This is a genomic window from Laspinema olomoucense D3b (genome assembly GCF_025370785.1).
In the GTDB taxonomy this organism is placed as follows: domain Bacteria; phylum Cyanobacteriota; class Cyanobacteriia; order Cyanobacteriales; family Laspinemataceae; genus Laspinema; species Laspinema olomoucense.
In genome coordinates this window covers 150,261-168,861 of record NZ_JAMXFA010000011.1, presented here as the reverse complement: position 1 = coordinate 168,861, position 18,601 = coordinate 150,261, and the positions used below count along the sequence as shown (strand labels likewise).

At 47.9% G+C, this 18,601-nt stretch carries 12 protein-coding genes; 4 read left to right on the top strand and 8 right to left on the bottom strand.

Going from position 1 to position 18,601, the window contains the following annotated elements; genetic code table 11:
* The coding region (locus tag NG792_RS10670) for a DUF4347 domain-containing protein (protein WP_261235421.1) at nt 1–2,552 on the bottom strand (2,552 nt) is incomplete at its 3' end.
* Nucleotides 2,553–3,401: 849 nt separating this feature from the next.
* On the opposite strand from NG792_RS10670, the gene groL reads away from it, so the two are divergent.
* Nucleotides 3,402–5,090: a chaperonin GroEL gene (groL, locus tag NG792_RS10665; RefSeq protein ID WP_261235420.1), complete on the top strand. Its 1,689-nt coding sequence runs from the start codon at nt 3,402–3,404 to the stop codon at nt 5,088–5,090.
* Between the two features lie 102 nt (nt 5,091–5,192).
* Here groL and NG792_RS10660 read toward each other — a convergent pair whose 3' ends face one another.
* On the bottom strand, nt 5,193–5,579 hold the full coding sequence (locus NG792_RS10660; RefSeq protein WP_261235419.1) for a nuclear transport factor 2 family protein: 387 nt from the start codon (nt 5,577–5,579) through the stop codon (nt 5,193–5,195).
* A gap of 68 nt (nt 5,580–5,647) precedes the next feature.
* Here NG792_RS10660 and NG792_RS10655 point away from each other — a divergent pair, with 68 nt between their 5' ends.
* The 3 genes from NG792_RS10655 (at nt 5,648) to NG792_RS10645 (ending at nt 8,555) form a co-directional block, all read left to right on the top strand.
* The gene (locus tag NG792_RS10655) at nt 5,648–6,670 is read left to right on the top strand and encodes an aldo/keto reductase (RefSeq protein WP_261201411.1); all 1,023 of its coding nucleotides are present in this window, start codon (nt 5,648–5,650) and stop codon (nt 6,668–6,670) included.
* A gap of 224 nt (nt 6,671–6,894) precedes the next feature.
* Nucleotides 6,895–8,019 carry a fatty acid desaturase family protein gene (locus NG792_RS10650; protein WP_261201410.1) on the top strand — a complete coding sequence of 375 codons (1,125 nt, stop codon included), beginning with the start codon at nt 6,895–6,897 and terminating at the stop codon, nt 8,017–8,019.
* 197 nt (nt 8,020–8,216) lie between these two features.
* Nucleotides 8,217–8,555, top strand: a complete 339-nt coding sequence (locus NG792_RS10645) for a c-type cytochrome (protein ID WP_261201409.1) — start codon at nt 8,217–8,219, stop codon at nt 8,553–8,555.
* 6 nt (nt 8,556–8,561) lie between these two features.
* Here the strand turns inward: NG792_RS10645 and NG792_RS10640 are convergent, their stop codons facing one another.
* The 6 genes from NG792_RS10640 to ybiA all read right to left on the bottom strand — a co-directional run bounded on the left by NG792_RS10640 (nt 8,562) and on the right by ybiA (nt 18,601).
* Nucleotides 8,562–12,170, bottom strand: coding sequence for a PAS domain S-box protein (locus NG792_RS10640; RefSeq protein WP_261235418.1), 3,609 nt, complete (start codon nt 12,168–12,170; stop codon nt 8,562–8,564).
* A gap of 67 nt (nt 12,171–12,237) precedes the next feature.
* Entirely contained in the window at nt 12,238–12,768 is a 531-nt protein-coding gene (locus tag NG792_RS10635; protein WP_261235417.1) for a hypothetical protein, read from the bottom strand.
* A gap of 511 nt (nt 12,769–13,279) precedes the next feature.
* Nucleotides 13,280–14,623 carry an RNA-guided endonuclease InsQ/TnpB family protein gene (locus tag NG792_RS10630; RefSeq protein ID WP_261235416.1) on the bottom strand — a complete coding sequence of 448 codons (1,344 nt, stop codon included), beginning with the start codon at nt 14,621–14,623 and terminating at the stop codon, nt 13,280–13,282.
* Nucleotides 14,624–14,796: 173 nt separating this feature from the next.
* The gene (locus NG792_RS10625; RefSeq protein ID WP_261235415.1) at nt 14,797–15,498 is read right to left on the bottom strand and encodes a response regulator transcription factor; all 702 of its coding nucleotides are present in this window, start codon (nt 15,496–15,498) and stop codon (nt 14,797–14,799) included.
* Nucleotides 15,499–15,518: 20 nt separating this feature from the next.
* Nucleotides 15,519–17,744 (bottom strand): ATP-binding protein, encoded by a 2,226-nt coding sequence (locus NG792_RS10620; RefSeq protein ID WP_261235414.1) that lies wholly within the window; start codon nt 17,742–17,744, stop codon nt 15,519–15,521.
* Between the two features lie 410 nt (nt 17,745–18,154).
* The gene (gene ybiA, locus NG792_RS10615) at nt 18,155–18,601 is read right to left on the bottom strand and encodes a riboflavin biosynthesis intermediates N-glycosidase (protein ID WP_261201405.1); all 447 of its coding nucleotides are present in this window, start codon (nt 18,599–18,601) and stop codon (nt 18,155–18,157) included.

Genomic DNA, 18,601 nt, shown 5'->3' with positions numbered 1-18,601 from the left:
GGAAGAGATTCAGGTAAAATGGGGCCAACAACTATTATCCCGGGACCCGCTGTACCCTCCGTGGGTTCTGACGGTGGCAGTGGGGAAATGATTGTGGCAGTAATGGGAAAGTTAAAAGGATTTTCTGTGTTGTTGTTGGCGATAAATTGTAACTCTCCCAAGGGAGTTCCCGCATTACTGGCATCGAGTTGGACTTGAAAGGTGACTTCTGCATTGGGGGGAATTGTGCCAGGAAAAGGACCGACTAAACTGAAGGAAGGAGGGAGTTGTAAGTTTGATAAAGTAACTTCGCTACTGTTGGGATTTCTGAGGGTAAAGGTGGGGGTGAGTGCCTCGTTAACTTGGGTCGTTCCTAGGTTAATTGCGGTGGTGGTATTATCGGCGATCGCCGTGGTTCCTAGTAATACTTCAATCGGCAATTCTGAGAGGATGGGAACGGTGAATTCATAAGCCCCAATATCGGCAACTGCCGTCCCATTCTCATCCCCATCAAAGGGCCGAATTTGTCCCCGTTTATCCGTGGTGGGTGCTACGGCATTATTACCCGCATCAATGGCAGGACTTCCGGGTAGTAAGGGATGGATTAAGACTCCATCTATTTCCTGCAACGGTCCTAATAGGGGGTCGGCGATCAGCACATTGGCGGTGACGTTAACATCTTGAGAAGCGTTCAGATTTTTGCTGGGGAATTGAATGTTATTCCCGCCATCATTAAATTGAACCCCGGTTTGTTGTTTAACATTAAAACCATTCACCCCTACATTATTAGCAACAATCGTATTAGTGAGGGTTGTATTGGTTCCGCCTCCCCAAAACCCTCCTCCTTGGAATCCAGCCACGTTATTGGCGATGGTGGAGTTTAAAACATTGACAGTATAGCCATCGCGAATATTAATAGCGAGGCCACCTCCTAAACCCTGAGTCGTATTAGCTAATTGGGCGCGGTTTTCAGAAAATGTAGTATTCACCAGGTCAAGATTAGTGCGTTCTCCAACCCATAAACCCCCTCCCTGGCTTTCTGCTAGGTTATTAGCAAAGGTGGTATTGCTAATTCTTACGGCCCCATTTCCGAGACGCAAACCGCCGCCCAGGGCATCTCCCTTATAATTGGTAATCACCTGATTGGTGAGGATTTTACTATCCTCAATCACCACGCGATCGCCATCATAAACAAAGAGAAAGAGTCCACCACCTTGTCCAGCGCCTCGATTGCCTTCAAATCGACTACTGCGGATAATAATCTCTCCAGATGTATCAGCATTAGTTGTTTCTGAAGCGCCATCGGTATAAATTGCCCCCCCATATCCCATTGTATTTTGATTTAAAATACCCCCGGGAGTTGAATCGTTATTGATAAATACAGAATCTTCTACGGTTAAGCTACTTAATAAGCTATTAATCGCCCCGCCATTAATCCCTTTATTGTTGGTGAAGGTACTGCCAATAACTGACGTATTACTTACGCTTTTGATGGCGATCGCCCCTCCTCCTCGTTCAGCGTTAGTTGGGGTAGCATCATTAGCATCAAAAGTAGAATTTAGAATAGTATTAGTGCTTCTAAAACCTGCAAAAATTGCCCCGCCCCCTTCTCCGGTCGCCACATTATTTCTAAAGGTACTATTTTCTACCGTTAGAGTGCTACGACTTGCGGTGTAAATGCCTCCCCCTGCACCTAATTCTCCAATTCCCGTAGCTTTTCCATCAGCGATGACCAAATTTCTCAGGGTAACGGTACTGGGAACAAAATTCGTATTCTCTTTAACGAAGAAAACTCGACTGGCATTATTGCCACTAATCGTAATCCCAGCAGCATTTGCGCCATCAATGGTTAGGTCTTTATTTAGTTCTAATTGACCGCTAGTCAGGGTAATGGTTTGATTGGCAAGACTAGAGTCAAACAGGATGGTGTCTCCCCCTTGGGCAGAGGCGATCGCATTTCTTAAAGACCCCGCCCCACTATCATTGGCATTCGTTACTGTTAGAATCGCCAAAACTCCCGAATATGCCATCATCGCCTCGGGTTTGAGTGCCAAGGGTGCGGTTATTTCTCCCGTTCTAAAGGCTAAATCCCAGTTACCTCCGCGTTCTGAATTGCCCGTCATATCCACGGATGCGGCAATATTAACCCCCGTCAAGCGACTCAGGGTTCTTACAAATTCGGCACCGATTCCTGCTGCTACTTGACATCCATAGAGGAACAGATTTCCATCAGGGGCGATCGCCTCTCTCCAGGACTCCAAAACGGTTCGATATTGCCCTACATTATCCGAGGCTAAAATAGCAGAACCCAGCTTGAGCGAACCGGGACTCCCATGAGAAATAATATGAACTGCATCTACAGTTTCCCCCAGGCTGTTGATGGTTTGTAAAACCTGGGTAATCTGCTGGACTCCATCGCTTACTTCCTCTAACACGATCGCCTGGGCATTTTCCCGGACTCCCTGAAGCAAACTTTTATAATTTTCTACTTGCGAGTCGATGAAAACTACCGTTTTTGACACCGGCATTCCGCCCTTATCTTGGTTTTTAATCAAATCAAAATCAATCGCCATCTGGACTACTCCAACCCTTACTTTTTTGAGTAGATACCAGCCCTGATTGAAAAAAGCGATCGCCCTAAAAAATAGCTGCCTGATTTTCTGAACGCTTTTTTCCTTAATATTTCTTCAAGCCTCTTCAGATAAAACCGGATTCTCTGCGGAAACTGTTAGGGGTAACCCGGTGTTTTTGAAGCCTGTGAAATTGAGATTGATAGAGCCTAAATATCCCATCCAAAAAAATAGCAGCATAATATCAGCCTTATCAAAATTGTGATAAGAGGCTGTAATAAGTCATTCACCTGAATGAAAAACCTGGAATTAATTTCCTCTGTTGTCCGGTAAAATGCGCTTTAAAAAGAGTATATTTAAGTTTATAAAAAATTCCCCTAACTTCGATGACCCTCAGAAACCTCAAAACTTGATAATTTCTGACGGTTATTTTTCCTGCCGTTAAAAAATAACCCTGACTAGAACATAGGAGGAGTTTTACTCCTTCTTTAACCCTAGAAAGAATGATTACAATCAGCTTGACTTGGGGCCTGAATTAAAAGTTCCCCTGCAGGGGGTTGGAGGGCTTAAAAAACCGCAGAAAAAATAAACCTGTATTCCCCCTTCCCCTGCCTATACCCCGATCCCTCTCGAAGGATTCTCGCGATCGGCCCTCCTTAAAATTGGCTTAAAAAACCGGACTCCGAATCAGTAGAGGGGTCTCTCGCCCCTGGTGCAGCAGCGCCCACCCTCAACCCGAGTCTCGTCCGGAACCCATCATGCCTCACCCTGCTTGTACGGTTTATACGAATTAGCACTCTGCACCATAGAGTGCTAAATTTTCTATTTGGAGCAGATTGAGAAACCGACACTATGGCAAAAATTATTTCCTTTAACGAAGAATCCCGTCGGGCGCTGGAACGCGGGGTCAACGCCCTCGCCGATGCAGTCCGAATCACGATGGGACCGAAAGGACGCAACGTGGTGCTAGAAAAGAAATATGGCGCACCAGATATCGTAAATGATGGGATCACCATTGCTAAAGAAATCGAATTAGAAGACCCCCTGGAAAACACGGGGGCCAAACTCGTACGGGAAGTCGCCGCCAAAACCAAAGACATTGCCGGTGATGGCACCACCACCGCCACTGTCTTAGCCCAGGCGATGATTCGGGAAGGCTTGAAAGTCGTGACTGCCGGTGCGAATCCGGTTTCAGTCCGACGCGGGATTGAAAAAACCGTCGCCTACTTGGTTGAAGAAATTCAAGCTTTGGCTAAACCCGTCGAAGGGGACGCGATCGCCCAAGTTGCCACCGTCTCTGCTGGCAATGACGAAGAAATCGGTCAGATGATCGCATCAGCGATGGATAAAGTCACCAAAGATGGCGTGATCACCGTCGAGGAATCCAAATCCCTCACCACCGAACTCGATGTCGTCGAAGGGATGCAGCTCGATCGCGGCTATATCTCCCCCTACTTCGTCACCGACAACGAACGGATGATCGTCGAGTTTGAAAACCCGGCAATCCTAATTACCGACAAAAAAATCAGTTCCATTCAGGATCTCGTCCCTATCCTGGAAAAAGTCGCCCGCGCCAGCAAACCCCTCTTAATCATCTCTGAAGATGTCGATGGCGAAGCCTTGGCAACCCTAGTCGTCAATAAAGCCCGGGGTGTCTTAAATGTAGCCGCTATCAAATCCCCCGGATTTGGTGAACGCCGTAAAGCGATGCTGCAAGATATCGCCGTGCTCACCAATGGTCAGATGATTTCTGAAGAAATCGGTCTGAGTCTGGATACCGCCACCTTGGATATGCTGGGAACCGCCCGTAAGGTGACCATCACCAAAGAAAGCACCACCATTGTTGCTGAAGCGGATGACAAAAACAAAGAAGCGATTCAAATCCGCATCGGTCAAATTCGCAAAGAATTAGACAGAAGCGATTCTGACTACGACAAAGAAAAACTCCAAGAACGGATCGCCAAACTCGCCGGAGGTGTCGCCGTGATTAAAGTGGGCGCTCCTACGGAAACTGAACTCAAAGAACGCAAACTGCGGATCGAAGACTCCCTGAATGCCACCAAAGCGGCAGTAGAGGAAGGGATCGTTCCCGGTGGCGGTACGACCCTGATTCATCTGGTGAGCAAAATTGAGTCCCTCAAAGCCAGTCTCAATGATGAAGAAATCCTCGGGGCTGATATTGTTGCTAAAGCTTTAGAAGCACCTGTGCGTCAAATTGCGGATAACGCCGGTGTTGAAGGCAGCGTGGTTGTGGAAAAAGTGCGGGAAAGTGCTTTTAATGTGGGCTACAACGCCCTAACGGGTGAGTATGTAGATATGATTGCCGCAGGGATTATCGACCCGGCTAAAGTGGTGCGATCGGCCTTGCAGAATGCGGCTTCGATCGCCAGCATGGTCCTGACGACAGAAGCCCTGGTTGTTGAGAAACCTGAACCGGCTGGTGCCATGCCTGACATGGGCGGCATGGGCGGCATGGGCGGCATGGGCGGCATGGGCGGCATGGGCGGCATGGGCGGCATGGGCGGCATGGGAATGATGTAATTCCTGTGTTTTAAACCACAGATTTCAAACCACAGATTTCACAGATTTTCACAGAAGGAAGGAAGAGTTGGAGGGGTGTTTTATTCCTCTAACTCTTTTTTTTTATCGCAAGATGGGGCTGCCGTGATGGTGGATGAGATACCATTTTCCCCCCATGTTTTCAAAGAGGTTAGTGGCGTTGGAGAGGGATTGGTTTTTCCGTCCGTTGCTGGTTTGGGTGACTTTTTCGATGAGGACGATATAGGCGAGGTTGCCGATTGACTCGCTGGCGGTAATTTGGATCTCGATTTCTAGGGTGGTGGTGACTCTAAAGATTTGTTGCCAGGATGGGCGGATTTCTTCCCATCCTTTGAGGATTTTGCGTCCGGGATGGATGCAGAGGGTGTTGATGCCTTTGGACCAGATTTCGCTCATGGCTTCCATGTTTTTGGTCTGAAAGGCACGATAAAAGGCGAGGTTGGCTTCGAGGACGGCAGGTTCGGCAGACATGGTTGAGCCAATGAAGGGTTGATTTTGATTTATTGTAGGGGAAGCAATGCTGTGATGAGTTAATTTTAATGCCGCTACCTGAATCAAGCCGAGTGCAATTGACTGAGGATTTGACGATTTGCCGTGTTTTAAATGGGATGTGGCAGGTGTCCGGTGCTCATGGTCCGATTCATCCCCAAGGGGCGATCGCCTCGATGTTTGACTATGTGGATGCGGGATTCACGACTTGGGACCTTGCAGATCATTATGGTCCCGCAGAGGATTTTATTGGGGAATTTCGCCGCCAGTTGGCTCAAAAACGCGGGGAAGCTGCCCTGGCAAATCTTCAGGCGTTTACCAAGTGGGTGCCTCGTCCGGGTAAAATGACTCGGCAACTGGTGGAAAAGAATATCGATATTTCCCGCCAGCGCATGGGGGTGGATTCATTAGATTTGATGCAGTTCCATTGGTGGGATTATCAAGATAAAAATTATTTGGATGCCTTGAAGTATATGGCGGAACTTCAGGCGGAGGGGAAAATTAAGCATTTAGCCCTGACGAATTTTGATACGGAACATTTGGCAATTATTGTCGAAAATGGGATTAAAATTGTCTCGAATCAGGTGCAATTTTCGATTTTAGACCGCCGTCCCCAACAGCAAATGGTGCCGTTTTGTTTGGAGCATGGGATTAAGTTATTGGCCTATGGAACTTTAGGCGGGGGTTTACTTTCCGAAGGGTATTTAGGACAGCCGGAACCGAGTCCGCGAGTTCTGAATACGGCTTCTTTGAATAAGTATAAAAATATGCAATCGGCTTGGGGAAGTTGGAGTTTATTTCAGGAATTGTTACAAACTCTTGAGCAAATTGCTAATCAATATCAGGTGACGATCGCCAATGTAGCGGTGCGATATGTCCTCGAAAATCCAGCGGTAGCGGGTGCAATTGTGGGTACAAGATTGGGCGTTTCTGAACATATTCAAGCAAACTCAAAGGTGTTTGAGTTTAGCTTGAGTGCGGCAGATGTTAAAAAAATTGATGCGGTTGGCGATCGCGCCCGGAATTTGTTGGAATTAATTGGCGACTGTGGGGATGAATATCGCCGCCGTTAACCCCCGGGGCAAATTTGGGGGTGGCACAGAATGCAATTCCCTGGGGAACAGGCGATCGCACTCCCGATTGGGAAATCCTCAACCCCTAAACTATAGCCGAATCTGGGGTCTTGTCCCCCTCTAAAAAGGCGGATTCCTCTCCCCACCCTGGGTTCAAAATCCTCAGTCTCGGACCGCGCAAATAGGTTAGAATACAAAGGCGAATCTGATAATTTCTCTTAAACATGACAGGAACTAAGGTAACGTTTGCCAAAAATAAGGGGTTCTGGAAAGAACTCAACCGCCGAGTTGAAGCCTATTTTCAGGAGGAAAACATCCCCAAACGCGATTGTCCACAGATGTATCTGAAAACCCTAACTCTGGTTTTATGGATGGTTGGGGCTTACAGTTTTACGCTCTTTGGTCCGGCGGGAATTGGCTTTAAAATTCTGGGCTGTATGGTTTTTGCTGCAGGATTGGCCGGTTTTGCGTTTTGTGTGGGTCATGATGCTAATCACGGCGGTTATTCTAACCATAAATGGCTGAATAAAAGTCTGGGATTAACCTACGATGCGATCGGATTGTCTAGTTATTTATGGAAGTTCCGCCACAACTATCTCCACCACACCTATACCAATATTCTGGGCCACGATGTAGAAATTCATGGGGATGGATTAGTCAGAATGTCCCCGGATATGCCTCACAAATGGTATCATAAATTCCAACATTTGTTTATCTGGTTTATTTATCCCCTCATTCCCGTGTATTGGTCGTACTGCGATGTTCAAATTATTTTGTTCAAGCGCAAATATCATGATCATGTGGTTCCGACCCCTTCCCCAATGACTCTGGCAACCTTGCTGGTGGGTAAGTTGGTTTGGTTGGGTCTTTTTATCGGGATTCCCCTGGCAGTGGGCTACAGTCCCTTAACGGTCATCGGCGGTTTCCTTCTAACTTATTTTACCTACGGAGCGATAATCTGTGAGGTATTTATGATGGCTCATGTGATGGATAACGCTGAATTTATTACGCCGAATCCAGAACAGAACCATGTAGATGATGAATGGGCAATTTTTCAGGTTCGCACGACAGTGGATTTCGCACCTAACAACCCCTTCTGCACTTGGTATATGGGAGGATTAAACTTTCAAGTTGTCCATCATTTATATCCCCATATTTGTCACATTCATTATCCTGAAATTTCTAAGATTTTGATGGGAGTTTGTGAAGAATTTGGTGTTAAATATCAAATTCATGAAACCTTAACCGGGGCAATGATTTCTAATTACAATTGGTTGAAAGAGATGAGCATTCCGCCCAAACCTTTGGCAACCCCGGCGCGTGAGTTAGCCAGTAATTTGGCAAAATAAATTCAGCCTCTCTCACTCAACCCAACCCTCGCCTAATTTTGAGGAGATAAAGGGAGGAAAATCAATGAGGTGGGCATTGCCCACCTTACTCATTCTCTCTTTCCTGAATTAGGGGAAATTCATCAAGGCACCGGACACCCAATCTGGCGAGGGGATTCAGAAACAAATTTAACCTAAAAGTAAGGGGAAAACCCAGGATGAAAAAGCGATTAATCAGGGCTATTGTGCTGTTAATGATGGCAATTACCCTGGTCGGAATACAACCGGCAATGGCAGACAATTCAGGGGATGGGGCTAAACTTTTTACGGTTCACTGTGCCGGGTGTCATGCCAATGGCGGTAATATTATTCGGCGAGGAAAGACGCTGAAACTTAAAGCCTTAGCTAAAAATCATCTGGATACCCAAGAGGCGATCGCCCAGTTGATTACCCAGGGAAAAAACCCGATGCCTGCCTACAATGACCGATTGAGTGTTACCGAAATCGAAGCGGTTGGCGCTTACGTTTTGGAACAGGCAGAAAGGGGCTGGAAATAACAGAGTTTATGCCTCTATTTCTTCCGCAATTTGCTTCATATTCATCGGCAACCAGAGAGTAAAGGTAGACCCTTTTTCCGCTTCACTTTCTACGAGAATTTCACCCCCCATCATCTTGCAGAATCGTTGGGAAATTGCCAGTCCTAACCCAGTTCCCCCATACTTGCGAGTTGTGGAAGCATCGGCTTGACTAAAGGCTTCAAAAATGTTGGCCAATTGTTCCGAGGAAATGCCGATGCCGGTATCGGTGACGCGAAACTCAATTCCCGCAGTCTGTTCCCGAGGAGTGTCAGGGGTTACAGGGTCATGAATCCATTCCCCAGACTCCCGGGGGGTAACGGTTAAAGAGATCGTTCCGTTTTCGGTAAATTTCGCCGCATTACTGAGCAGATTGAATAAAATCTGGCGCACTTTGGTTAAGTCTCCGGTCATCATTCCTACGGATGGATCGCAGTTGATTTCTAAGTGATTGCCATTTTTTTCGATTAAGGGTTCAACGGTACTGATCACCTCCGAAATCAGGAGGGTGATGTCGAAGGGTTCCAGATACAGGGTCATCCGTCCGGCTTCAATTTTAGAAATATCTAAGATATCGTTAATTAAAGATAACAGGTGTTTTCCAGCGGTCCTAATTTTGGTCAAGTCGGCGATCGCCTGTTGTTCTCCGGCATCCTCCATTTCTTCAGCCAATATTTCGCTATAACCGATAATGGCATTGAGGGGGGTGCGAAGTTCATGACTCATATTCGCCAAAAAGGTACTTTTAGAACGACTCGCTGCCTCTGCGGCATGGAGTGCCTTTTTCAAGTCTTGTTCGGCGCGAACTCGCTGGGAAATGTCTGTACTAATCGAGATCAATCCGACAATGGTCCCGCTGGGGTCCTTGATGGCATCGGCGCTCAACAGGACGGGAATGGTGCGATCGCTGGAAGTGCGGTGGATGACTTCCCCACTCCAGGAGTTCCCCTGCATAATGGTTTCAAAGACTTGAGTCCCGAGAGTCGGGTCCGCAAAGACAGCCAGGGGTCCTCCTGCGGCATTTAACTGTTCCGGTGTTTCATATTCATACAGGTGAGAAAAGGCCGAATTGTGATAGATATGAGAGCCAAACCGATTGCTGATGGCGATCGCATCCCCAGAACTTTCTACCGCCTTGCGTGTGAGAATTAATTCCGATTCCGCTTGTTTGCGGGCAGTGATATCTTCCACCATCGCGATCGCAAACTGCGGCGTTTCTCCTTTACCAGAAACCAAAGAAACACTCAACCGACTCCAAATCCGACTGCCATTTTTACAGCGATATCGTTTTTCGATTTGATACCCCTTCCGCTGTCCCCTGATCATCTCGGCAGCAAGCAACCGTTCCGCCTTTTGGTCTAACGGATCGCTCAGTTCCAGACAAATTGTACCCTGTAATTCCTCGTGCGAATACCCTAACATCGACTGAAATGCTGGATTGCTATCTAAAATTTCCCAATCCAAAGTACGCACGACAATCCCAATTGCTGCCCCTTCAAAAATCGCCCGAAATCGTTGCTCACTCTCTCGTAAAGCCGCTTCAACATTGGCGCGTTCGAGAATTTCTATCCGCAACTGTTCTAAACTGCTATTCAGTTCAGAAGTGCGCTGTTTGACTCGCCGTTCTAGTTCAGTATTGGCATGATTCAGCGCCTCCTCTGCAATTTTATGATTGGTAATATCCCGAGAGTTAATCACCAAACCATTCACGGCAGTTTCTGTTAGCAAATTCCGGCCTATTGATTCAAAATATAAAATCTCTCCCGTCGCCCGCTGTACCCGATACTCAATTTTCATAATCAAGTCGGGATGGTTAGTGAGCATCTGATAGGTTTCTTTTACTTTTTCTACATCATCGGGATGAACAAATACAGTGGTCTTCTGACCAATCAGTTCTTCGGGATAGTAACCCAAGATGCGCTCAACAGAGGGACTATGGTAGCGGATTGTGCCATCGGGTTCTAGGATGGTAATCATATCCGAGCTATTTTGAATGAGCGATCGCCATTTTGCTTCGCTTTGAGTCACTGCTTCTTCAGCTAACTTGCGATCGGTAATGTCAATCATTACCCCTTCCCAGAGAATATCTCCATTCTCCTGCTGTTCTGCTCGCGCCACACATTGCAACCACTTGAGCTTACCCGATCGCATAATAAACCGCCCTTCCCATCGCCAGGGTTCCATCGGTTGAATCTTCGCGGCGATCGATCGCTCATAACTCGGTCGGTCCTCGGGGTGAATCATCTCTCCCAAAATGTTGGGATGCTGCTTCATATAGTCCGGGTCTACCTCCATCACATCCAAACAACCGGAGGATAAAAAGGGGAAAGAAACCGATCCATCTTGATGGATTATCGACTGATAAATCAACCCGGGAATATTATCCGCTAACTTTTGAAACCGCGCTTCACTCTGTTCTAAAGCACGGATAGCTACAAATTTTTCGGTCACATCCTGCACGAGAGATGCGACTCCAATCATCTGACCCTCGGAGTCTACTAACGGCGTATTGTGCCACTCACAAATAATCACCCGCCCATCTTTAGTTTGATTCTCGTTGGTACTATAAATCCCGCCTTCTTGATGTAAGAGCGCTTGTAAAACTTCTTCGTTCACTTCCCATTGCACCTTCTCGGGAATCAAGTCTAAGGCATGATGCCCCAGGATTTCCTCCCGGGTATAGCCAAAAAGTCTTTCCGCCGCTGGGTTCCAGTTGCTGACTTCAAAATTTAAGTTCCACTCGATCGCCGCCAGGGGAGTTTGTTGAAGATGAATGGCCAATTTTTGTTGGGATTCTTGCAGGGCCGATTCGGCCTGCTTGCGATGGGTAATATCCGTGGCAGTACCCGTAGTCCCAATGATATTGCCCAACTCGTCCCGCATCAAGACCGCATTGAAACTGAGAAAGACCGCAGTCCCATCTTGGCGGCGATGTTGAGTTTCGTAGGGAAAAACCGACTCCCCTGCTTGCAGGCGATCGAACATTTGCCGATCTTTGACCCCTTGTTCCGGGTCCATAAACTCGAAAAAGAATCGCCCCAGCATCTCCTGGGGTGCATATCCGTAAATCTCTTGCGCCGCTGGGTTGACAAAGGTCCAGCGGCCCTCCTGATCCAGGGACCAGATTAAATCCCGGGAGGTTTCCACTAAATTTCGGTAATGGCGCTCACTTTGATGCAGGGCCGCTTCTAACTCCTGCTGTGCCGTGATGTCTCGCCCTACCGCATAGCTGATGCTGTCTGGATAGTGGCACGCTTTCCAGGCAAACCAGCGATAGGTACCATTTTTGTGGCGATAGCGATTTTTAATGGATATATCGGATTGGGGAAGGGGGTTGGCGAGGGTGATGGTGAGGTCTCGATCCTCGGGGTGGAGAAACTCGCTCCAAGGTCGCCCCAGTAATTCTTCTTGGGTCCATCCTAAAAGATGAGTCCATGCTGGGTTAACCCGCTTAAAATAGCCATCGGTTCCGATAATGCAAAAAAGATCGGCAGAGAGCTTAAAGAAAATAGTGGAGATGAGGTGAATCGCCTCAGTCTCAGTTTTCGCCGTGTTGAGTGCCTCGTAAAAGCGATGGGAGTCCCCGGGTGCATTCATATATTTTGCTAATCCTGTTATTAGATCTCAAGAGTCTGTTGAGGTCCCTGGGAGTGAGGTCAATTCGTTAGATAGATCGCCGTTTTTTAGCGGTTCTGCTTTTCATCTTTATCAGTCCGTAATCAGCCCGCATTTTGTCTAGTTCTAGGTCAACTGGATTGACTGGTGCGGGTTTGATTTTTGGAAGATTGGCAGGATTGGCAGAGCGAGGGAGTTTCTTGATTTTGCGCGATCGCTTCCACTGTTGCGCCCACTCTTCATATCGGTAAAGCAGGATAAAGAGGGTAAAAATTTCCAGGACAGCTAGAGGAGAGTTAAGCAGGCTGGCTAGTACCCGCCCGGTGGTTCTGCCGATCGCTCCTGCGGATTCAACGGAGCCATCTCCAACTATCAGCATCATTGTTCCACCAACGGCTAAGGAGATGGCAAGTGCAGAAAAAAAAGCAATTATCACGGAAAAGAGGCAAATGATCCAGGCATTTATTCCCTCTCGGTAGCTGGGCCACCGGAGTCTCACCCAGGCTCTAAGGGTGCGATCGCCAAAATCTCCCTTGACCCAGGCGATAGTTTGATAGGCGTAGGCAATGAGAGGAAACATAAGAATAACCGGCAAGATAGGCGACGGATCTGCATCAACTCCCCCGCATAGCTCTATGGTAAACCCCAGCGAGACTACCAGAAAAAAGGCCCGCCCCAAGCATTGTAACCACACCATCAGCCTACCCCTTCTCAATTTGTTGAAAAGAATTTTATCATTTTTGTCCTTCATTCCAGGATGGGTTAATGCTGCTATTAAAAACTTATGATAGGCGGCCCTTATAAATCGAGCCTGAGCCAATCTCAAATCCAGAGACTCAAACCGATAAACATTGCAGTCACATTTATAAACCCGATGAACCCCCATTTGAGAGATCGCCTCCCCAGATCTGATGGGTTGCCTTGCCGACTTGTCTTAACCCTGATTTGTCCCTTGAAACGGGTACTGATAGATACTATTTCTGAATTTAAGAAAATAGGAACTCAAAAAAGTAGATGGCCCTGCAAAATCTGTTTTTCCTGATTTCCATTCCTTGGACTCTGGAAACCCCCAACCTCGTAGGTTGAGTCTGCTAAATCATGTAGCTCCACAGGTTCGGGCTGATTCTCTGCCTTGCTCCCAAAGCCTCTCGGGAGGGAAAAAGCCCCTTGCCGGAGTTCTGCAACGGATTTAGACGCGGTATATTCCTACTTCTAAAGATAATCTTAGTGTAAACTACCCGACACCAACCGCTATAGCGGTACGATGCGGGCTTTTGGTAGCCCTCAAGACAACATCTTGTAAAGAACAAGACATTACCTCGGAGCCTAAGAGGGTTGTTTACAATCACCCCCAAAGTAGCGATATTATTCGCTCCATTCTCATCAGCATCACCGACCCATTCATACTTGAGGTTTAGGCACTCAAATTTCTTACCTTGTCGGTTGCCAATTACTTTGCAGCAATGACAAGTTTTCGAGGTGTAGCGAGGGTCAACTATCCGGACACCTACTCCAAGTCTTATTCCTTTGTAAGTCAAGAACTGTCGGAGTTGATAGAACGCCCAACTGTTAGACCGTCTCCGCTCCGTCTTAGAGCGTGGCAATTCATTGGTGCGTTCCCTGATTCCCGTTAAGTCTTCAAGTGCAATCGCCTGGTTTGAGGCTTTAGCGGTACGGGTAAGTCGATAGCTAATGGTATGGTTCAGCCATGTTTGGAATCTTCGTTCACCTCCACTCAACCGTTGCAAAATCTGCCTCGCCCTACGACGAGTAGACCTTGTGCCTTTGGATGCTTTCTTCTGTAATGAAGCCCTTACACGGCTGTATCTGTCTCTAGTTTGAGTGATTTGTTGGCCACTGAATTTTTCTCCCTTGGATGTACAGGCAATGTCTGTCCTGCCAAGGTCGATTCCCAGCACATCATCCGTATCGGGGATAGCGGGTGGTTCAGACTCTAACTGAATGTTTAAGTAAAAGCTGCCATCATTGCGCTCTACCAGGGTTGCTGATTTGGGTGTTTGCCCGATGAGTAAGTGCTTTTGGTAATTACCGATGTGGAGATTGAATTTCTCCCGACCTTTGAGCATGGTCAAGCTAACCATCCAATCCGCTTCCTTAAAAGTGAAGGTGCGAACGTCGTAGGTAGCAGAGGTTGGAGCAAACCCTTTGACGGGCCTGCTTTTTTGCTTTGCCGTCTTGCGATTCGCGCAAACTCGTCGGATAGCGTGAATGGTCATCTGGGCAGACAAACCAGAATGTGCTCTAGCTTCCTTGTAAATTAAAGACTGGACAGCAATCTGATTGGTCAGTTTCTCAGGGGTGTTGTCATTTACGAACTCACAGCAACCGGCAAAAGCGGAAAGCACCGCATCAAGTTTTTCAACCTGCTGTGGTGTAACCATCAATTTACAAGATACCGTAAGTACCTGAGTCATTTTTCAAATATTGAACTTTATCGAGATTCTGATTATAAACCATTTGGCAGAAAAAGGGGTATCGAACCCCACAATCTGCCCAGCATTCCTCCCGACGCTCAATCAAAGATTAGAGCGCGGGACTCCTGCTGGTTTAGTTGACAAAATCCTTAAGGTTTAGTCAAGTATCGAGCCTAATCTTCAAATTTATAGCCCACACCAATAACGGTTTTAATAAAAGACGGATTCGCCGGATCCATTTCTATTTTTTTTCGCAACCGGGCGACATGAGTATCGACAACCCGTTCATCTCCGAAAAAGTCATCCCCCCAGAGTTTTTCTATCAGTTGCGATCGCTGCCAAACCCGTCCAGGATAACTTAAAAACGTTGACAACAGATTAAACTCCAAAGTGGTTAAATCCAAGGTCTCCAACTCCCGGTTTTTTAGCTGTCTTGTAGCAATCCGTCGGTCCACATCTAGCATAAAATGTTCGGTTTGGTAAACCTGAGAACTCTGAGTTCCTTGTCGGAGGCTTCTTCGCAACAAGGCCCGGACTCGCGCCACCAATTCCCGAGGACTGAACGGTTTGACCATATAATCATCAGCCCCTGTAGATAAGCCAATCACCCGGTCAATTTCCTCCCCTCTAGCCGTCAGAACTAAAATATAGGGGTCTTTCGGTCCCGGTTTTTGTCGGATGCGCGCACAGACTTCTAACCCATCCAACCCGGGCAGCATTAAGTCTAAAACAATTAAATCCGGCTGTTCCTGTTCAAAGACGCGCAGGGCCGTCAATCCATCGCGACAATTGATGCAGTGGAAGCCTTCTGCTTCTAATGCCCGTCCCACAATTCGAGCAATTTCCGGTTCATCCTCAACGATTAAAATTTTCATCACCTCGCCAGTCGCCTCCCTTAACTCACCGGGGTAGGATATTCATGAGGGGCAGCATCCAAAGCCGGGGCGATCGCCTGGTCCTGGGTCTTTTCCACGGTATGTTTTTTCTCCGGGTACACCGCTAGATCGAACCAAAAAGTGGTTCCCACCCCCACTTCACTGACTAAATGCATTTGGGCATGATGCTTTTCCATAATATTGCGGACAATGGAAAGACCCAACCCCGTTCCTTCTAAGGTATGAACTCGGTTTTCCACCCGGAAGAAGCGATCGAAAATCGCCACTTGGTCTTCTGCCGCAATCCCGATCCCCGTATCCCCCACCTCAATCCGCACCATTGGCACATTGATTTTCTGCGGCTGGTTCGGGAGGGGACATTGGGGATTCCCGCGCCAGGAATTATCCTCTTCGGTTTCCAACAAATAGGCGCGAATCGCAATTCGTCCCCCAGGTTCGGTAAACTTCAGGGCATTCCCAACCAAATTGGCAAATACCTGTAACAGCAAATCATAATTAGCCACCACTGCGGGCAACTCGGGATCAACTTCTTGAATCAGGTCAATATTTTTATCTTTGGCATTGAGCTGATAGGTTCGCAAGGTTTGCTCCACAGGTTGAGCAATTTCTACCGCTTCAAACTGATAGGTCCGGCTAGATTCCAGGCGCGAGAGATCTAGGACATCGTTAACCAGGCGGGTGAGGCGATCGGTTTCCCGGTTAGCGGTTTCTAAAAATTCCTGACGCTCCTCTTGAGTGAGTTCTTCGCCATATTCATGCAGGGTTTCGATAAAGGACTTGATATTAAATAACGGCGTTCTCAGTTCATGGGAGACATTGCTAATAAACTGACTCTTGGCTTCATTGAGCTTGACTTCCCGGGTAATATCTTGAACCGTCATGGCAATGCCTTTGAGACTCTCACGATATTGCGCCGTCGCAGAGGAAACCGAATCATCATGATAGAGGGTGCATTCCGTGGCGTAGGGCCGTTCCGGGGCGGTGCAGGTATCTTCGTGATGGTAGGTGCAACTCTTGCATAAGGGATCCACTCCGGGGGCTTTATGCAGCAGCACCGTACTCAGTAAAATCCGCACTGTGCGTTTTGTCGGGTCGCTCAGGGTGAGGCGAAACTCCCCACTCTCTCGGGAAGCGTAGCCGTTGGCGGAAATATCTCCCTCCCCCTCATTGGAGGATGAGGGTTCTCTGAGGGAATCCCCTGCCGCCATTTCATACAGGGGTTGACTCAATTCGGCACTGACTGCGGCAGGGAGCAAATCCAGGATATTTTGAGAAATCAGGTTTTTGCCTTCCCAGCCAAAAATTCGCCTTGCGGTGGGGTTGACTAAAATCACCTGTAGGGAGGTATCTAATAAGACGGCTCCATCGGCGATGGTAGAAACGAGGGTTTCTAATTTGGCTTTTTCGGCAGTGAGCTCTTCAATGTTCTGCTCCTCATACCGTTCTAGCCGTTCAGCCATTTCATTAAAGCTGCAAATTAATTCCCCGAGTTCCCCTTGGAGGGGTAGGTCTATCCGCTGCTTGAAGTTTCCCGTGGCAATGTTTTTGACCCCAAGCAGCAATTCTTTAATCGGTTTGGTAATGGTTAAAGCATTAAAGACGGCCCCTAAAATCACCATCACCCATATCGAGATAAACACGGCAATGGTGACATCCCGGGTGAGGTTGGAGGAGGTGACTACGGTGGGATTAGGGTTGATGCCGATCGCCAATACGCCCAAATATTTGTTTTCGTGAGCCAGGGGGACAAATACATCGGTGACGGTGCCATCGGGGGTCCGATGCTGCCGGACCATTGGCAGGTCGTAAGTATTGGCAAACCCTTCGGGAAGTTGAATCCTCCGCTGCAGGGTTAGGGAGTTTTGGACCTCGGACTCGGAGAAGGGTATTCCCAGGAAAATTTGGCCGTCCTGATCGGCATAGAGCATATAGCGCACGCTGGTGGTGCTGCTATAGAACCGATGAGAAAACCGGGCCACTTCCGTGCGATTATCTTCGGCAATTAACGGGGCGACATTGGCCGCCAGCAGCAGTCCCAAATCCCGACCGAAGCGGGTGTCATTGATTCGGGCATCCTGCTGAATCGTATTGACAGCCCAAAAGGTGAGTCCACTCATAATGAGGGACACCACCAAGGTGGCGGCTGCCATCAGTCGGGTCTGGAGGGTGAATTCGGACCACCAACGGGCAATAATTTCTCGGATTTTGTTTAGGAGAGCCAGCAAGGTTCTTTCTATCCGGTGGAAGGCAATTATGAGAGAGGAGTCTATTGATATTGTGCCACGTTCTGGGGTTTTGGGATGAAGGGGCGTGGTTTTTTCTGTTCAGGGGGATTTGCCTCACATTTAGGGACATTCCGGTCCCCTCCCCTGTGTCTTGGGGAGGGTTAGGGTGGGGTCCTCTTAGAGGCGATTCCCTACGGGAGAGCTTCCGCTTACCGCCACGTTACGCACTCATAATGAGGCTTAATCGCCTGTATGGAGGCTGGTCTAACCGCTTTCTTCGTTAGGTGGCGATCATCGCCACCTAACGAAGAACCCCACCCTAACCCTCCCCTTGCCAAGGGGAGGGGACCGGAGAAGGAGTTAAGAGAAAGGGAAATCACCATGAGCGTAAAAACCCTCGATTAAGCTCATTAAATTGAGGTTTCCTGACGCAGAATATCTCGGACCTCCATTAAAATCTGACCCAATTTATTTTTCCCAGTGCCATCTTGACCACATCCCCAGTAATAATCATGAGGGGCATTTTCTACGAGTTCCTCATCTCCAGTCCCTAGCAAAATCTCCCGAATGTCGCCATGAGTCTGGAATTTTTTGAGGACTGCACGGCGCATGATGTCATCTTTGACCGTTTCCCAATCAGGCCGTAGGGGACGTTGGCGATCGCGTCCCATATTTGCTGCATCTTTGGGGCTGTTGACTTGTCGAATTTGCTCGGCATGGGGTGTTCCGGCAAATTTTTGGGCTTGAAAATAATGTTCGCTAGTCGGCCACCATACCCCATCTAACTCAAAGCCATGCCGGGAAAAGTTGGAGAAACATCCGTATTCGCTCCGGATGCTATAAAAATATAAAGTCAC